Source organism: Hyphomonas beringensis, from assembly GCF_000682755.1.
GTDB classification, from domain to species: Bacteria; Pseudomonadota; Alphaproteobacteria; order Caulobacterales; family Hyphomonadaceae; genus Hyphomonas; species Hyphomonas beringensis.
Genome location: NZ_AWFF01000054.1, coordinates 23,993 through 37,243 on the forward strand (window position 1 = coordinate 23,993; position 13,251 = coordinate 37,243).

General features: G+C 53.7%; 12 protein-coding genes. 8 read left to right on the forward strand and 4 right to left on the reverse strand.

Annotated elements, in window-relative coordinates; genetic code table 11:
* The first annotated feature begins 126 nt into the window (after window positions 1-126).
* The gene (locus tag HY29_RS12985; RefSeq protein ID WP_034797657.1) at window positions 127-1,524 is read left to right on the forward strand and encodes an FAD-dependent oxidoreductase; all 1,398 of its coding nucleotides are present in this window, start codon (window positions 127-129) and stop codon (window positions 1,522-1,524) included.
* A gap of 3 nt (window positions 1,525-1,527) precedes the next feature.
* On the opposite strand, the gene HY29_RS12990 is transcribed toward HY29_RS12985, so the two are convergent.
* From HY29_RS12990 to HY29_RS13000, 3 genes are read right to left on the reverse strand one after another with little or no spacing between them, the layout of a single operon-like run.
* Window positions 1,528-2,421, reverse strand: coding sequence for an NAD(P)-dependent oxidoreductase (locus tag HY29_RS12990; RefSeq protein ID WP_051601497.1), 894 nt, complete (start codon window positions 2,419-2,421; stop codon window positions 1,528-1,530).
* The gene (locus HY29_RS12995; protein WP_034797658.1) at window positions 2,421-3,179 is read right to left on the reverse strand and encodes a short-chain dehydrogenase/reductase; all 759 of its coding nucleotides are present in this window, start codon (window positions 3,177-3,179) and stop codon (window positions 2,421-2,423) included. Before HY29_RS12995 ends, HY29_RS12990 begins: the two co-directional genes overlap by 1 nt.
* Window positions 3,180-3,236: 57 nt before the next feature.
* Window positions 3,237-4,007: an enoyl-CoA hydratase-related protein gene (locus HY29_RS13000; protein ID WP_034797659.1), complete on the reverse strand. Its 771-nt coding sequence runs from the start codon at window positions 4,005-4,007 to the stop codon at window positions 3,237-3,239.
* Between the two features lie 390 nt (window positions 4,008-4,397).
* On the opposite strand from HY29_RS13000, the gene HY29_RS13005 reads away from it, so the two are divergent.
* The 5 genes from HY29_RS13005 (at window position 4,398) to HY29_RS13025 (ending at window position 10,233) form a co-directional block, all read left to right on the forward strand.
* Window positions 4,398-5,309, forward strand: coding sequence for a VOC family protein (locus HY29_RS13005; protein ID WP_034797660.1), 912 nt, complete (start codon window positions 4,398-4,400; stop codon window positions 5,307-5,309).
* A 117-nt stretch (window positions 5,310-5,426) separates the two neighbouring features.
* The gene (locus tag HY29_RS13010; protein ID WP_034797661.1) at window positions 5,427-6,269 is read left to right on the forward strand and encodes an alpha/beta fold hydrolase; all 843 of its coding nucleotides are present in this window, start codon (window positions 5,427-5,429) and stop codon (window positions 6,267-6,269) included.
* 202 nt (window positions 6,270-6,471) lie between these two features.
* Complete coding sequence (locus HY29_RS13015) at window positions 6,472-7,614, forward strand: acyl-CoA dehydrogenase family protein (protein ID WP_034797662.1); 1,143 nt, start codon at window positions 6,472-6,474, stop codon at window positions 7,612-7,614.
* A gap of 295 nt (window positions 7,615-7,909) precedes the next feature.
* Window positions 7,910-9,112 (forward strand): acyl-CoA dehydrogenase family protein, encoded by a 1,203-nt coding sequence (locus tag HY29_RS13020; protein ID WP_051601499.1) that lies wholly within the window; start codon window positions 7,910-7,912, stop codon window positions 9,110-9,112.
* An 8-nt stretch (window positions 9,113-9,120) separates the two neighbouring features.
* On the forward strand, window positions 9,121-10,233 hold the full coding sequence (locus HY29_RS13025; protein WP_034797663.1) for an acyl-CoA dehydrogenase family protein: 1,113 nt from the start codon (window positions 9,121-9,123) through the stop codon (window positions 10,231-10,233).
* A gap of 109 nt (window positions 10,234-10,342) precedes the next feature.
* Here the strand turns inward: HY29_RS13025 and HY29_RS13030 are convergent, their stop codons facing one another.
* Window positions 10,343-11,068 carry a FadR/GntR family transcriptional regulator gene (locus HY29_RS13030; protein WP_051601500.1) on the reverse strand — a complete coding sequence of 242 codons (726 nt, stop codon included), beginning with the start codon at window positions 11,066-11,068 and terminating at the stop codon, window positions 10,343-10,345.
* A 329-nt stretch (window positions 11,069-11,397) separates the two neighbouring features.
* Between HY29_RS13030 and HY29_RS13035 the strand changes: the two genes are divergently transcribed.
* Complete coding sequence (locus tag HY29_RS13035; protein WP_155838322.1) at window positions 11,398-12,687, forward strand: aromatic ring-hydroxylating oxygenase subunit alpha; 1,290 nt, start codon at window positions 11,398-11,400, stop codon at window positions 12,685-12,687.
* Entirely contained in the window at window positions 12,687-13,208 is a 522-nt protein-coding gene (locus tag HY29_RS13040; protein WP_051601501.1) for an aromatic-ring-hydroxylating dioxygenase subunit beta, read from the forward strand. Before HY29_RS13035 ends, HY29_RS13040 begins: the two co-directional genes overlap by 1 nt.
* The last annotated feature ends 43 nt before the right edge of the window (window positions 13,209-13,251 follow it).

Consider the following 13,251-nt stretch of genomic DNA (forward strand, 5'->3'; position numbering starts at 1 on the left):
GTGTGATGCGGCATTCAGGAAAATTGAAGGCTGGTTAGCCGATTATGGAATTGCGGTATTTGCCGGACACCATACGGTTTGCTCTTCAATGATAGCCCTGTCAGCGGGGCATAAGGGGGAGTCTGAGTGCTTAGAGAATCTGGTGTACTGCCTGAAGAAACAGACGTTCTGGTGCTGGGTGCGGGTATAGCAGGACATTGTGCAGCATTGGCCGCCGCGGATGCTGGTGCCCGCGTGCTCCTGCTGGAAAAGTCCTCCCAACCGGGAGGAAGCTCGGCCATTGCAGGCGGTGCATTCGCCTTTTCTGGTACGGATGAGCAGAAAGAGGCTGGCGTCGAGGATTCGATTGATTCATTTCGGCAAGCCCTTTTGAGCTCAGGCAAGCAGAAGAATAATCGCGACCTTGTTGAGCTATTCCTCGAGAAACAGTTGGCCGCATACAGTTTCCTGAAATCGCAAGGCATCAGATTTGAGTTGTTCAAGACGCCGCCGCCAGAAACTCCCCGGGTTCATCTGACCGGTACCGGTCGCGCGGTGACGAAACTTCACATGCAGGTCCAGGCCCATCCGGGAATTGAATTCTTCAGCAAGTCTGCGGGGGGGCGATTGGTTCGTAGCGTAGAGAGTGGCCGCGTCGAGGCTTGTCTGGTGATGTTCGGTGATCGGGAAATGGAAGTGCAGGTCAGGCGAGGTGTCGTACTGGCCACCGGCGGCTTCTCCCGCAGCCGCGAGCTTCTGGGAATTTATGCGCCCGAGCTGACGACGGCTGTCAAGCATGGCGGGGTCGCCAACACAGGCGATGGGCTGATCATGGCCTGCGATCTCGGCGCGGGGCAGGCAGATCTTGGTTATGTCGCCGGATCCTTCGGCGGGGCGATCCGCAACTATCCAGATGTTGCTAGCAAGTCTGACGAAATTCCACCGCTGATCTTTGCGTTTCAGGACACGGCGATCATGGTCAACAAGAACGGGCGCCGTTTTGTCGACGAAGCTCAAAGCTATAAGGCTCTAGGCTCTATCGGCATGGCGCAGCCTGACGGAGTGGCTTTCCAGATCTTTGATGACACACTCATGTCTGCATCGCTCGGCGATACGAGCGTAAACAATTATCAAGAGGCGCTGCTGGGAGGTTATATCCGGGAGGCTGACACAATTGGAGAACTTGCCGAAATGGTAGGGATTGACCCTGCGGTGCTTGAAGAGACCGTGCGGGTCTACAATGCCGATGCAATTGCAGGAAAGGACAGGGCATTTGGCCGTACACGGAGGCTGAAGCCGATTGATAATCCACCCTATTTTCTTGCGGCCACGGCGAATGCTATCACCTCGACTTATGGTGGGGTTGCTGTTGATGGGGCACTGGCTGTGGTGGATTGGTTCGGCATGCCGATTGAGGGGCTTTATGCGGCTGGTGAGGTCGCTGGCGGTTTTCACGGCGCAGGATATTTCAGTGCTTCATCTCTTTCCAGCTCCGCCACATTCGGGCTTGAGGCTGGCCGCAATGCCGCTTTGTCTGCAGCCTGAGTATTATGTCTTCAGATGGTGAATCATTCGAAAGATAGAATCGAAGTGAGAGATGACCGGGAGCGGAACGCCTTGGTCTCGTGCCATGTCGAGGGCCATCGACAAGTCTTTCATCAGGATGCCCAGTTGGCCAGCCATCTCCCGGCGAATGTCGGCATTGTAAAAGTCTTCCAGTGTACTCACCATGATGCGGATCGGGCTAATGTCGTCAGCGGCGAGTGAGCGGCCGTATTCTCTGGATATATTGGACTCGGCAAATCCGCCTGATACGGCCTCAACGACACTGGCCGGCGCTAGCCCATAATGTCTGCCAAGCGTGATAGCTTCAGCGAGCGCGGCGATCGTGCCGAAATTGAGAACCTGATTGCATGCCTTCATGGCTTGTCCGGAACCGACTGGCCCCACATGAGTGATTTTGCTGGCAAAGCTTTTGAGGATTGGTTCGACCTGTGTGATATCAGCCGTGTCACCGCCAACCATTGCCGCAAGTGTACCGGCGCGAGCGCCAATTGCGCCGCCCGAAACCGGAGCATCCACAAAGCGAATGGACGCGTTTGCAAGCTTTGCTGAAAAGGCTTTTGCGTCAGCGGGCGGAACCGTTGAATTGTCGACGATAATTTTGACGCGGCGATGTTCCGCGCTAAGTATGCCCTTATCGCCCGACAGAACGTCGTGCATGGCTGAGACTCCACCAAGACAAGTGAAGATTACGTCGCATTCAGCCGCCAGCGCGGCGGGCGAGGACATGGCTCTTGCGCCGGCCTCGATGAGCGGTTGCATTTTTGTTGAGGTGCGGTTCCAAACAGCGAGAGGCCAGCCTGTGCCAATGATGCGCTCCGCCATGGGGGCGCCAATGTCGCCAAGTCCAATATACCCAACACTTAGCATTTCGTTCATCAGAGCCCACCGTCTATGGTTACAATCGTGCCTGTCGTGTAGGCGGAGCGAGGGGAGGCCAGGAAGGCAACAGCGTCGCCGATTTCCTCGGGAGCGGCGGCCCGGCCAAAGGGAAGGCCTGCCATCAGATCTTGCCAGCGCGATGCGTCGGAGTACTGGCGCTCTGCTTCAGCCTGCAGCAGCATTCTGAAGCGGTCCGTCAAGACGGGACCGGGATTGATACCCACAACGCGGACACCGTCTGCGCGTGCCTGCTGGGCAAAGGAGCGCGTAAACATCATCAGGGCTGCATTGCCCGTACTGCCGCAAATATAATCCTTGTTCGGACTAGCCCCGGCCGAACCTATGATGTTTACGATAACGCCGTCAGGTTTTGTAAGTTTCGCATAAAGCGCGCGGGTCAAGTCGATATAGCCGTGTACTTTAAGGTCCCAGGCGCGGCGCCATGTTTCGCTTGTCAAATCGAACAGGGATCCCGGCGGGATAGCGCCGGCATTGTTGATGATGATGTCGACCGAGTTGACGTCACGCGCCAGCGTTTCGATGCTGGTAGGCGTTGCGAGGTCTGCGCTGATCGTCTGGATATTTACATCATAACGGGAAGAGAGTGTCGTTTTTGCTATGTGCAGGTCTTTGTCAGTACGCGCCACAAGTATGAGGTTGGCGCCCTCTCGGGCAAAGGTTTCGGCTGTGGCAAGGCCAATCCCTTTCGAGCCTCCGGTGATGAGAACCTGCTTCTTATTAAGTTCAAGATCCATTTGGCTTCCTTCCAGAATGCGGAGGCAGGGCTAACAGCTGAAGATCACAGTTTGCGACTAGCGGCCGGTCCATGCAGGTGCGCGTTTTTCCTTGAAAGCCGCCATGCCTTCATAGACGTCTTCGCTTTTCGCCAGTTCCTGTACCAGCCGAAGTTCAAGTGCCTGTAGCGGTTCCCGTAACTCGACCGGGTCCGTAGAGGCGGCAGCAATCTGTTTCGACATGCGTAATGCCATTGGCGAGCAAGCAATCATGTCCTGCGCCCATTGCATGGCTGTTTCCAGGACGCGGCCCGGTTCGGAGATTTCGTTGACCAGGCCAAAGTTGGCGGCATCCTGTGCTGATATTCTCCGGCCCGTCAGGATGAGACCCATAGCAATATGATGGGGAACTCGGTGAGGGAGGAGCCTTGCGCCGCCTCCCAGGGCCGCAAACCCTACCTTGGGCTCGGGCAGGCCGAAGCTCGCGCGAGGGTCTGCGACAACCACATCGCACAACATGGCCAGTTCCCATCCGCCTCCGAAGGCCAACCCGTTCACGGCTGCGATGAGGGGTTTATTGAGACCTGATCTGTGAGAGAGCCCAGCCCAGCCCTTAGTCGGCATGGGTGCAAGGATATCGTCCGCGAGGTCGTGGCCTGCGCAGAAGGCTTTCTCTCCCCGGCCTGTCACAATGGCGACACGTAACGCATCATCTTCGCAGTAGCGGTCGAAAATGTCTGAGAGCTCAAAACATGCAGCAGAGTCCAGGCTGTTTAAGGCGTCTGGCCGATTGAGCATTATGGTTAGAACGCCGTCAGCTGCCTCAGTCTGAATTAGGTTCCCGGTCATGTCTCTTCCCTTTGAGTGGCTTGTAGCAGAGCTTCTGACCTTGTTTCTGGCGGCTCAGCCCTTCCCAATTCGATAGTACGAGTGTATTATATATTCAAGTAGGCTTGCGTGCTCGGGCAGTCTGTCAGGCAGTTTGCATATGCGAGGCAGAAGAAATATTTAGCGATGTTCAGGAAGTAGGAAGACATAGTAATATACAATAAAAACAAAATGTTGTTCCTCTTTTAAGGGGTGGGGCGACTCTTCTTTCTTGCCTGTTGACGCAACTATATATTGGTAATACCATTTTCAAATCGCTGGTTCGTGCTCTGAAGTCTAGCAGAATTTATCCCTTAATAGGGGTAGTTCGGATGCTTCAGTTTTTGGCTTTTGCTTCGGCAGGGAGGTTTCATGTCACTCGAGAAAATCAGGTTTCGCAGGTTAGGCTATTTGGCGCTTAATGTGACGGATTTGGACAGGTCGACGAAATTTTATGAAGACATCGTAGGGCTGACCCCTGCAGGAAGTGCCCTCGGGTACAATTTCTTCCGTTGTAGCGACAAGCATCACGACATCGCTCTGACCCAGGCGAAGGTGCCGGGTGTCAAGCGTATCGGCTGGGAAATGGAAGGTTCTGAAGCCCTGGCTGCGCTGCGCGATCGCTTCAATGAATACGGCCTTAAGCCCGTGCCTGTATCCAACTCTGAGGCAGACGCACTTGGGATTAACGAGGCTTTCCGCATTTCCGATCCGGTCTTCGGCGCAACGATGGAATTCTTCTCGTCTATGGACTGCTCAGACGAGGCGTTTACGCCAACGCACACCAAGATCGCACGGCTTGGACATATTGTTCTTGGTGGGCCTGACCTGGCTGCAGCTGAGGAATTCTTTGGCAACCAGATGAACTTTCGTGTTTCGGACCGCATTGACGGCGCGGTGGTTCATATGCGCTGTTTCCCGAATCCACTGCACCATTCTTTTGGGGTTGGGCGGGCTGCGGCACCGCAGCTGCATCATGTGAACTTCATGGTGACAGACATCGATGATATCGGCCGTGCCAATGTCCGGATGAAGCGGGAGGGTGTGCCGATCGTGTATGGTCCTGGTAAGCATCCTCAATCGGAGTCGATGTTCTTTTATTTCCTCGATCCGGACGGGATCACGTTGGAATACAGCTTTGGCATGGAAGAGTTTCCGGAAACCGACGCGCGCGAGCCGCGGCTTTTTCCATTGTCAGTGGAATCGTCTGACCACTGGGGAGGATTGCCTGAGCCGGAATTCGCCAAAGTGGGGGCTATTGAGCGTCTGGAATTGACAAGCTGACAGACCATTCGTCCAAAAAATCACACCAGACCATCTAAAACGAGTTGAAAAATCATAAAATAGAACGGATGTTTCACTCCGACGGAATGTCCAAATTCAGGGAAAAGGGAAAATGCCATGTTTGACGCGCCATACGAAAGCAAGTTTGTCGACGATCCAAAAGGGAAGGTTCACTATCTGGATGTCGGGGAAGGGGAAGTCGTCTTCCTGATCCAGGGCGGTGGGCCTGGCGCATATGGCTACAGCAACTATCGACGCAATGTAGGGCCTCTTGCCGAACAAGGACGGCGTGTCATCACGATTGATCTGCCGGGGTTTGGTCAATCGGACAAACGCTATGGACACGAAGGCCTCTTCGATCCGATGGCGGAAGCTGTTCTGGACATCATGAACCATGAGGGCATTGAGAAGGCGAGCTTCGTGGGTAACTCGCTCGGTGGCGGGACGTCTTTGCGGTTCGCACTGGATAATCCGGATCGCACGAACAAGCTCATTCTGATGGGGCCGGGCGGCAGCATCCCTATGACTTCGACGTTTCCGACTGAAGGCCTGCTCCGTATGCTAACATTCTATGATGGTGAAGGCCCAACGATCGAAAAGCTGCGTAAGGTTGTGGAGCTACTCGTCTACGATCCGTCGGAGATCTCAGATGATCTGCTGGAAGAGCGGCTTAAAACTGCGATGGCACCGCAGACCTTGAAAGATCCTCCGCTGCGTGGACAGGCTCATAACCCGCGCAACGATCTTTGGCGCGAACGCCTTGACCTACTCCCGCATCCGACTTTGCTCCTTTGGGGGCGTGAAGATCGCGTGTTGCCTCTGGATGCAGCGTTCATTCTTTTGAAGACGATTCCGAACGCCGATTTGCACGTATTCTCTAAGTGCGGGCACTGGTGCCAATGGGAGCGTGCCGATGAGTTCAACGAGATTGTCGGGAAATTCCTTGACCGCTCGTACTGAAGATCACGGTCACGTTCGTAGCCGTGTACAACATCAGGTCGAGCTAATTGATGCCTGACTGAGCTGTTGTCTCTTTTTGAGGGTGCTGCCTGGTTGCTATTGCATGGTGAATTGCCAGCAACGGTGACCAGGCCACTCCGCCATGCAGATGCTAATATTGGTGCTGATGGCGTGAAGCACAAAATGACGAGGAGGGGGTGTCGTGCTCGATACCAGTAAGCGTACAGTCTATAATGACGACCACAGTATGTTCCGTGATACTGTCCGAAAGTTCTATGACAAGGAAATCGTGCCACATCTTGATCGGTGGGAGCAGGCAGGCGTGATCGAGCCTGCCATCATGAAGAAGATGGGCGAAGCAGGCTTTCTGTGTCCGACAGTGCCGGAAGCTTACGGCGGGCTTGGGCTCGATTTCCGATACAATGCCGTGGTCGCAGAGGAAAATTCCTACGCCGATTCAATGGTTCTTGTCACTTTGCAGTCCGATGTCGTTGTTGAGTATCTTGTGCATTACGGATCTGAAGCACAAAAGCAAAAGTGGCTCCCCCGATGCGTTTCTGGCGATACGATTCTCGCCATAGCCATGACGGAGCCGGGTGCTGGCTCGGATCTTCAAAGCGTTCGGACAACGGCCGTCCGGGATGGCGACGAGTATGTCATCAATGGTTCGAAGACGTATATTTCGGCTGGGCAGACATGTAATTTGCTCATTGTTGTCGCAAAAACGGATACAAGCAAAGGCGCGAGGGGGATCTCACTGTTCCTTGTTGAAGCTGATAGGCCTGGCTTCAAGCGCGGGCGCAACTTAGACAAGATTGGTCAGCATGCAGCTGACACTTCAGAGCTTTTCTTTGATAACGTCAGAGTGCCTGCCTCAAATATGTTGGGAGAGGAAAACCAGGGCTTCATCTATATGATGAGCCAGCTCCCGCAGGAGCGCTTGAGCATCGCGGTTTCTTCACAGGCGATGGCTCAGCGTGCATTTGATGAGGCTGTTAATTTTACAAAAGAGCGGACGGCATTCGGCAAAAAGGTTTTCGAGTTCCAGAACACAAGATTTACATTGGCAGACCTGAAGGCCAAACTTCAGGTTGGCTGGGCACATCTTGACTGGGCGCTGTCGCGTCATATCGAGAAGGAGCTGACCGCTGACGAGGCGGCGGCCGCAAAGCTTTTCCATACGGAATTGCTTTGGGAGGTGTGTGACGCTGCTTTGCAGCTGCATGGTGGCGCGGGGTATATGAACGAATATCTGATCGCCAGGATATGGCGGGATGCTCGGGTCATGCGGATCTTTGGCGGATCATCTGAAATCATGAAAGAACTCTTGAGCCGCACGATCTGACACTTATTCAGGCGGGGCGAAGGCGCTGTGCGCGCAGACTCCTCGCAAACCTTCTTTTGAATGCTGGTGTGCCCGTCGGAAGGGGTCTCCGCATCACGCATTATCAGCCCGTCAGTATGTCTCACGATCAAGCGAAATTGGCCGAAGTAGCCCTTGACGCAAAGTATAAAACAATTGTACTAATTGGTTGGCTTTCACCCCGAGTTTCAGGTGATTGAGTGGAATTTGCGAACAGGGCCGCTTGCTCATTAGAAGAAACGCGGCCTGCATAGAATAAGACTAGAAGGACAAAGTCATGGACTTCAATTTGCCGGGTGAAGATGATCCGCGGCGCATCAAGGTTCGGAAATGGTTCGAAGAAAATCCGGATCCGACCTATGCCCAGTTGGCGGAGCAAGGGTGGACCGCTTCCAACTGGCCGGAGCCGTGGGGCGTTGGTGCCGATGCCGAGATGCAATGGATTATCGACGAAGAGATTGTACGCGCTGGACTCCAGTTGCCGTACACGATCAATGCGATTGCGCTCAATCAATGCGGACAGTCCTTGCTGAGCTACGGAACTGAGGCGCAACGTCAGAAGTTTTTGCCTGGCGCACTGGCCTGTGAAGAAATCTGGTGCATGCTTTTCTCTGAACCATCCGGTGGATCGGATCTTGGTGCACTACGTACGACAGCCCGCCGTGAAGGTGATCATTATATCGTCAACGGTCACAAAATCTGGACCTCGGTGGCAGATCAAGCGTCGGTCGGCGTGCTTGTCGCGCGTACGGATCCAAGCAAGCCCAAACATGCTGGCCTCAGCATGTTCCTGATCGACATGAAGAGCCCAGGGGTGACTGTAAACCCGATCATCGACATGACGGGCAACAAGAACGAGTACAACGAAGTCTTTCTGGACGACGTAAAGATACCGGCGGATGCGTTGCTCGGCAAGGAAGGTGAAGGCTGGAAGCTGACGATGGAGCAGCTGCAGACTGAGCGCGTTGGCATGACCAAACCTGGTGTTGTCTGGGGTATGGGGCCGACAGCGCGTGATCTGATGGATGGGCTGATTGAGACAGGGCGGATCAGCGATCCGCTGCTGCGTGATGATGCTGCAAAAGTCTATATTGAAGGCGAAATCCTGCGGCTGCTGACTTACAGAAACATGACCAATCGCATCAATGGCACCCCTGCCGGGTTTGAAGGGAGTGCTGGCAAGATGTTATCTTCTCCGCACGGCCAGAGGATGGCGGACATTGCCAAGCGGTCACAAGGGGCCGCGGGTATGATCCGCGATCCTGATGTCCTGCCTTTGCCTGACAAAAAGTGGGGAATGTTTTCCAACTGGGACTATGCGTATTGGTTCTCGCCGGCCAACACGCTTGGTGTGGGGACTCAGGAAGTGCTTCTGAATGTGGTTGCTGAGCGGGTCTTGGGACTTCCCAGGGATTTGGATCCCACAGCAAGAGTTCCCTTTTCGGAAATATCAAATGCGACCGCAAAAGCGGCGGAATAGGTGCGGAAATGAATTTTTCATTGAGTGAAGATCACGAGTTTCTGAGGGATTCTGCGGCGAAGTTCGTAGACGAACAGGTAGACCTTGCACCGCTTCTTCGTCCGGGAGCTGATGTGTCCGAGGCGGGGTATGACAGGCTTTGGGACAAGATCACCGAGCTTGGGTGGAGTGCGATCATGGTGCCTGAAGCGTATGGTGGCCTTGGCATGGACTATATCGACCTGGTGATGATCATCGGTGAGATCGGGCGGACCCTTGCGCCGTCGCCATTGTTCGGCACGTTGGCTGGTGCGTGGGCAATCGAGGCTGCTGGTTCGGAAGCTCAGAAAATGGAGCATTTAGCCAAGCTAGCCGAAGGTATGAAATTTGCCCTCGCGGTTGCCGATGAAAACGGCTCATACAGCAATATGGAGACTGATGTCGTCGCAAAGCAGGCCTCTGGCGGATATGAACTGTCTGGTACGAAGTCATTCGTTGTGGATGCGGCTTCTGCGGATAAACTAGTCGTGTCTGCATTGAACAATGGTCAAAAGGAATATTTCATCGTCGATGCTGCGGCCGACGGTCTGAAAATCGATATATTGCAATGGCGCGATATCACGCGGCAGGTCTGTAAGGTTGAGTTTGACGGTGTTAGTGCCGAACGTCTTGAGGCGAGCCGCGATGATGTGTGGCCGTGGGTTCGCGACCGGCTGTATCTAGTTCTTGCAGCAGAAAGTGCTGCAGGTATCCGTGCCGTGCTCAATGATGCTGTGGCTTATGCCAAGGAGCGTGTTGCCTTTGGCCGTCCTATCGGGGCGTACCAGGCCATCAAGCACCAACTCGCAAATATTGCGGGCGCCGCCGAAGGCGCAAATGCGATGGTTCAATATGCCGCCTGGGCACTGTCGGAGAATGATGAGCGTGCCAGTATTGCTGCAGCCATGGCGCAAAGTTACGGCAGCGAACAGTACAAGGAAGCCACTCACCGCAATATCCAGGTGTTTGGAGCGATCGGTTTTACCTGGGAGATGAAAAATCATCTCTACTACAAGCGGGCACGTTGTAATGCGGAGCTTCTGGGGGCGCCAGCTTCTCAACGCGAGCAGGTGGTTCGCCTGCTAGAGCGGCAAGCTGCATAGGGGCGCGTGTCTCGGTGGTTCAAGAGGGGAGGCGAGATTATCACTCGTCTCCCCCATTCTTATTTGGGGCTGATGTTTCAGTCAGATCGCCATGAGTTGCCTGTCAGCTTCATGTCCTGAGATCGAATGGCTCAAGATTCAGGGTATGCAAGCTCTTTGATTTCTCCACGACGTAGTTGTGCAGTATTTCCATATGCGTGTTCATTGCCTTTGAAGCGGCTTCGCTGTCGCGATTTCTGATATGGCTGAGGACTTCGAGACGCATGGCGACCAGATCCGTCAGATAGTCCGGTTTTAGAGCAAGAAGGATTTGCGCGATAATCTCTGAAAGAGATCCGATCATAACGGTCAGAACGTCATTTTTGGCTGCCGTTCCAAGCAGAGCATAAAAGTCCATGATTTCAGAAATTGAGGTTTCGACATCCTCTGCCAGCAATGCCTGGCGCATTTGCTCAATATTCTTTTCGAGCGCGGTGAAGTCCACTTCCGTGCCGCGTTCGCAGGCTAGCCTTACGGCTTGGTCGAGTAGGCATTTGCGTGTTTCGGTCAGTTGATCGAGGGACAGCGTCCCAAGAAATACAAGGTCGTTCACGGTACGCGATACAGCCCGCCCATCGCCCTGGCGGATGAATGCGCCGCCGCTTGCGCCTTTCCTGAATTCCAGAACGCCCGAGTTTTCGAGGGCGCGTAGAGCTTCGCGGACAACAGGTCTGCCGACGCCAAGTTTTTCCGCAAGATCCCTTTCCGACGGGAGTTTGTCACCGGGCTTGAGATTGCCACGCATCAGGTCCCGGCGGATAGAATTATGGACTTCTTCAAAGAGACGTAGCGCCATTTTTTGTATCCAGTTTCAATGTTGCCGCCAGCCGGCGATGGTAAGGATGGGGGGATTGTTTTGCCCGCCTCAGCCCAGATTACCAGCTTGGGAACATAATCTCCAAATTCCTGTAAGGAGACTGATCTGTCCCTGCTTTGGATTGACGACCAAAAGTCATCATATAAAACATGTATTTTAGTTTGACACGGCGGTTCGCCGGTTTTATCCATTGGTAATACCAATCAGCTGGCGCTTCAAGCCGAATTGTCTCAAGGCCAGTTGGCAATCAGAATTCCCGACGAAGAACGGGCTGGATCAAGATTAAGATCAAGATGAGGAGGATTGACATGCCGGATACGTTGGTCACCGAAAGTAATACGCAGGGAACATCGCTTATTGTTGATGACCGCGAAGGTGGTTTGTTTAAAGTTCATCGAAAAGCGTTCCTCGATGATGACGTCCTGGAGATGGAACGTGACAAGATTTTCAATCGCTGTTGGTTGTTTGCCGGTCATGCCTCTGAGTTGAAGAACCCAAACGATTTCCTTACTCGGAATGTCGGCGGGAAAGAGCTCATCTTCAATCGCGACCGCAAAGGCGATTTCCACGCATTCCTGAATACATGTCCTCATCGGGGGGCGATGGTAGAACGTCAGGAATCCGGTAACGCTCTTGGCTTCAAGTGCTTTTACCATGGGTGGGCGTTTAACAATAACGGCAACTATGCCACGCGCCATCAAAAAGGAACCTACCCTGAAGACTTCAATCATGATGGATGTGCGAACCTCGTTGAGGTAAGACTCGAGCAGTATCGTGACTTCTTCTTTATCAATTTCGATGATGCTGCAGAGCCGCTGGAGTCGTATCTTGCAGATTCAAAGCTGATTTTCGATCTTATCCACAATCACGGTCCAGACGGAATGGAAGTTATCGGCGGTGCTCAGAAGTACAGTATACGCTCTAACTGGAAGCTTCTTATGGAGAACAGTTATGACGGCTACCATGCGGTCGATACGCATGAGACCTACTTTAAGTATCTGACGGATGCGATCGGTGGTCCAGCGGAGCTGCCACAGGTCACGAATGTGATGGACCTTAACAATGGCCATGCCTCTATTGAAGGGGATGCGCCTTGGGGACGCCCTGTCGCCAAATGGATTCCGGCTTGGGGCGAGCAGGCCAAGACTGAAATAGATGCTATCCGGGCTGAAGTTGTCAGCCGTGTGGGTGAGGAAGAAGCTCACAGAATATGCCAGCTTGGACGAAATACCGGAATTTTCCCAAATCTCGTTATCAACGACATTATGGCGATCACGATCAGGACCTTCTACCCGGTTGCGCCGGGTGTGATGAACGTCACCGCATGGGCGTTGGGTGTCAAAGGCGAGTCCCGGGAATTCCGCAAGCGTCGCCTGGACAATTTTCTGGAGTTTCTTGGCCCTGGTGGCTTTGCCACGCCTGACGATGTCGAGGCGCTTGAATCTGCGTACCGCGGCTACGCAGCATATCAGTTCGCGCCGTGGAATGACATTTCCCGCGGGATGTCGCGTCCGGAAGGTGAGCCCTTTAAGGCTGATGATGAAGAGCAAATGCGCTGTTTCTGGCGCGAGTGGAACCGTAGAATGGGGGAAGAATAATGTCTGCGCAAAAACAACAGGCAAGCGCGAGCGTTGAGCAACCCCAGCCGCGCTCAGCATATGAGGATTTCCTTTACGAAGAAGCTGCCATGCTTGATGAGTGGCGGTTGGAGGAATGGCTGGATCTGTTTACTGAGGAATCCATTTACGAAGTCCCGCGCGCGGGTGCCGATGACTCGGCAGACTCAGCTGAAGATCTGTTCTACATATCGGACAATTATTTCCGTCTTGGACACCGCGTTAAAAGAATGCTGGACAAGGCTGCCCATGCTGAATGGCCGAGGTCGATTCAGTCGCATATCATCTCAAACGTGAGAGTAACGGGAAGCGATGAAAAGGGTGTGCACGTCACCTGCCGGTTCATCACCCATCGGGCTAAAAATGATGTCACGGACACCTATGTGGGACATCATAATTACATCCTGAAGACTGTGAGCGGAAAGATGCGGATTATGTCGAAACGTTCGTTCCTTGCCTCCGACAGTCTGAGGGAACAGGGTAAGGTTACCATTATTCTGTAGGTTTTCCGGGTATAGTTCGGATGTCTCTAAAATCCGGGAACAG

Bases quoted from the DNA above. Each gene is read 5' to 3' on its own strand.
- HY29_RS13035 (WP_155838322.1), top strand. From the start codon at position 11,398: ATGCCGGATACGTTGGTCACCGAAAGTAATACGCAGGGAACATCGCTT.
- HY29_RS12995 (WP_034797658.1), bottom strand. From the start codon at position 3,179: ATGGATCTTGAACTTAATAAGAAGCAGGTTCTCATCACCGGAGGCTCG.
- HY29_RS13000 (WP_034797659.1), bottom strand. From the start codon at position 4,007: ATGACCGGGAACCTAATTCAGACTGAGGCAGCTGACGGCGTTCTAACC.
- HY29_RS13005 (WP_034797660.1), top strand. From the start codon at position 4,398: ATGTCACTCGAGAAAATCAGGTTTCGCAGGTTAGGCTATTTGGCGCTT.
- HY29_RS13025 (WP_034797663.1), top strand. From the start codon at position 9,121: ATGAATTTTTCATTGAGTGAAGATCACGAGTTTCTGAGGGATTCTGCG.
- HY29_RS13040 (WP_051601501.1), top strand. From the start codon at position 12,687: ATGTCTGCGCAAAAACAACAGGCAAGCGCGAGCGTTGAGCAACCCCAG.
- HY29_RS13020 (WP_051601499.1), top strand. From the start codon at position 7,910: ATGGACTTCAATTTGCCGGGTGAAGATGATCCGCGGCGCATCAAGGTT.
- HY29_RS12990 (WP_051601497.1), bottom strand. From the start codon at position 2,421: ATGAACGAAATGCTAAGTGTTGGGTATATTGGACTTGGCGACATTGGC.
- HY29_RS13030 (WP_051601500.1), bottom strand. From the start codon at position 11,068: ATGGCGCTACGTCTCTTTGAAGAAGTCCATAATTCTATCCGCCGGGAC.
- HY29_RS13010 (WP_034797661.1), top strand. From the start codon at position 5,427: ATGTTTGACGCGCCATACGAAAGCAAGTTTGTCGACGATCCAAAAGGG.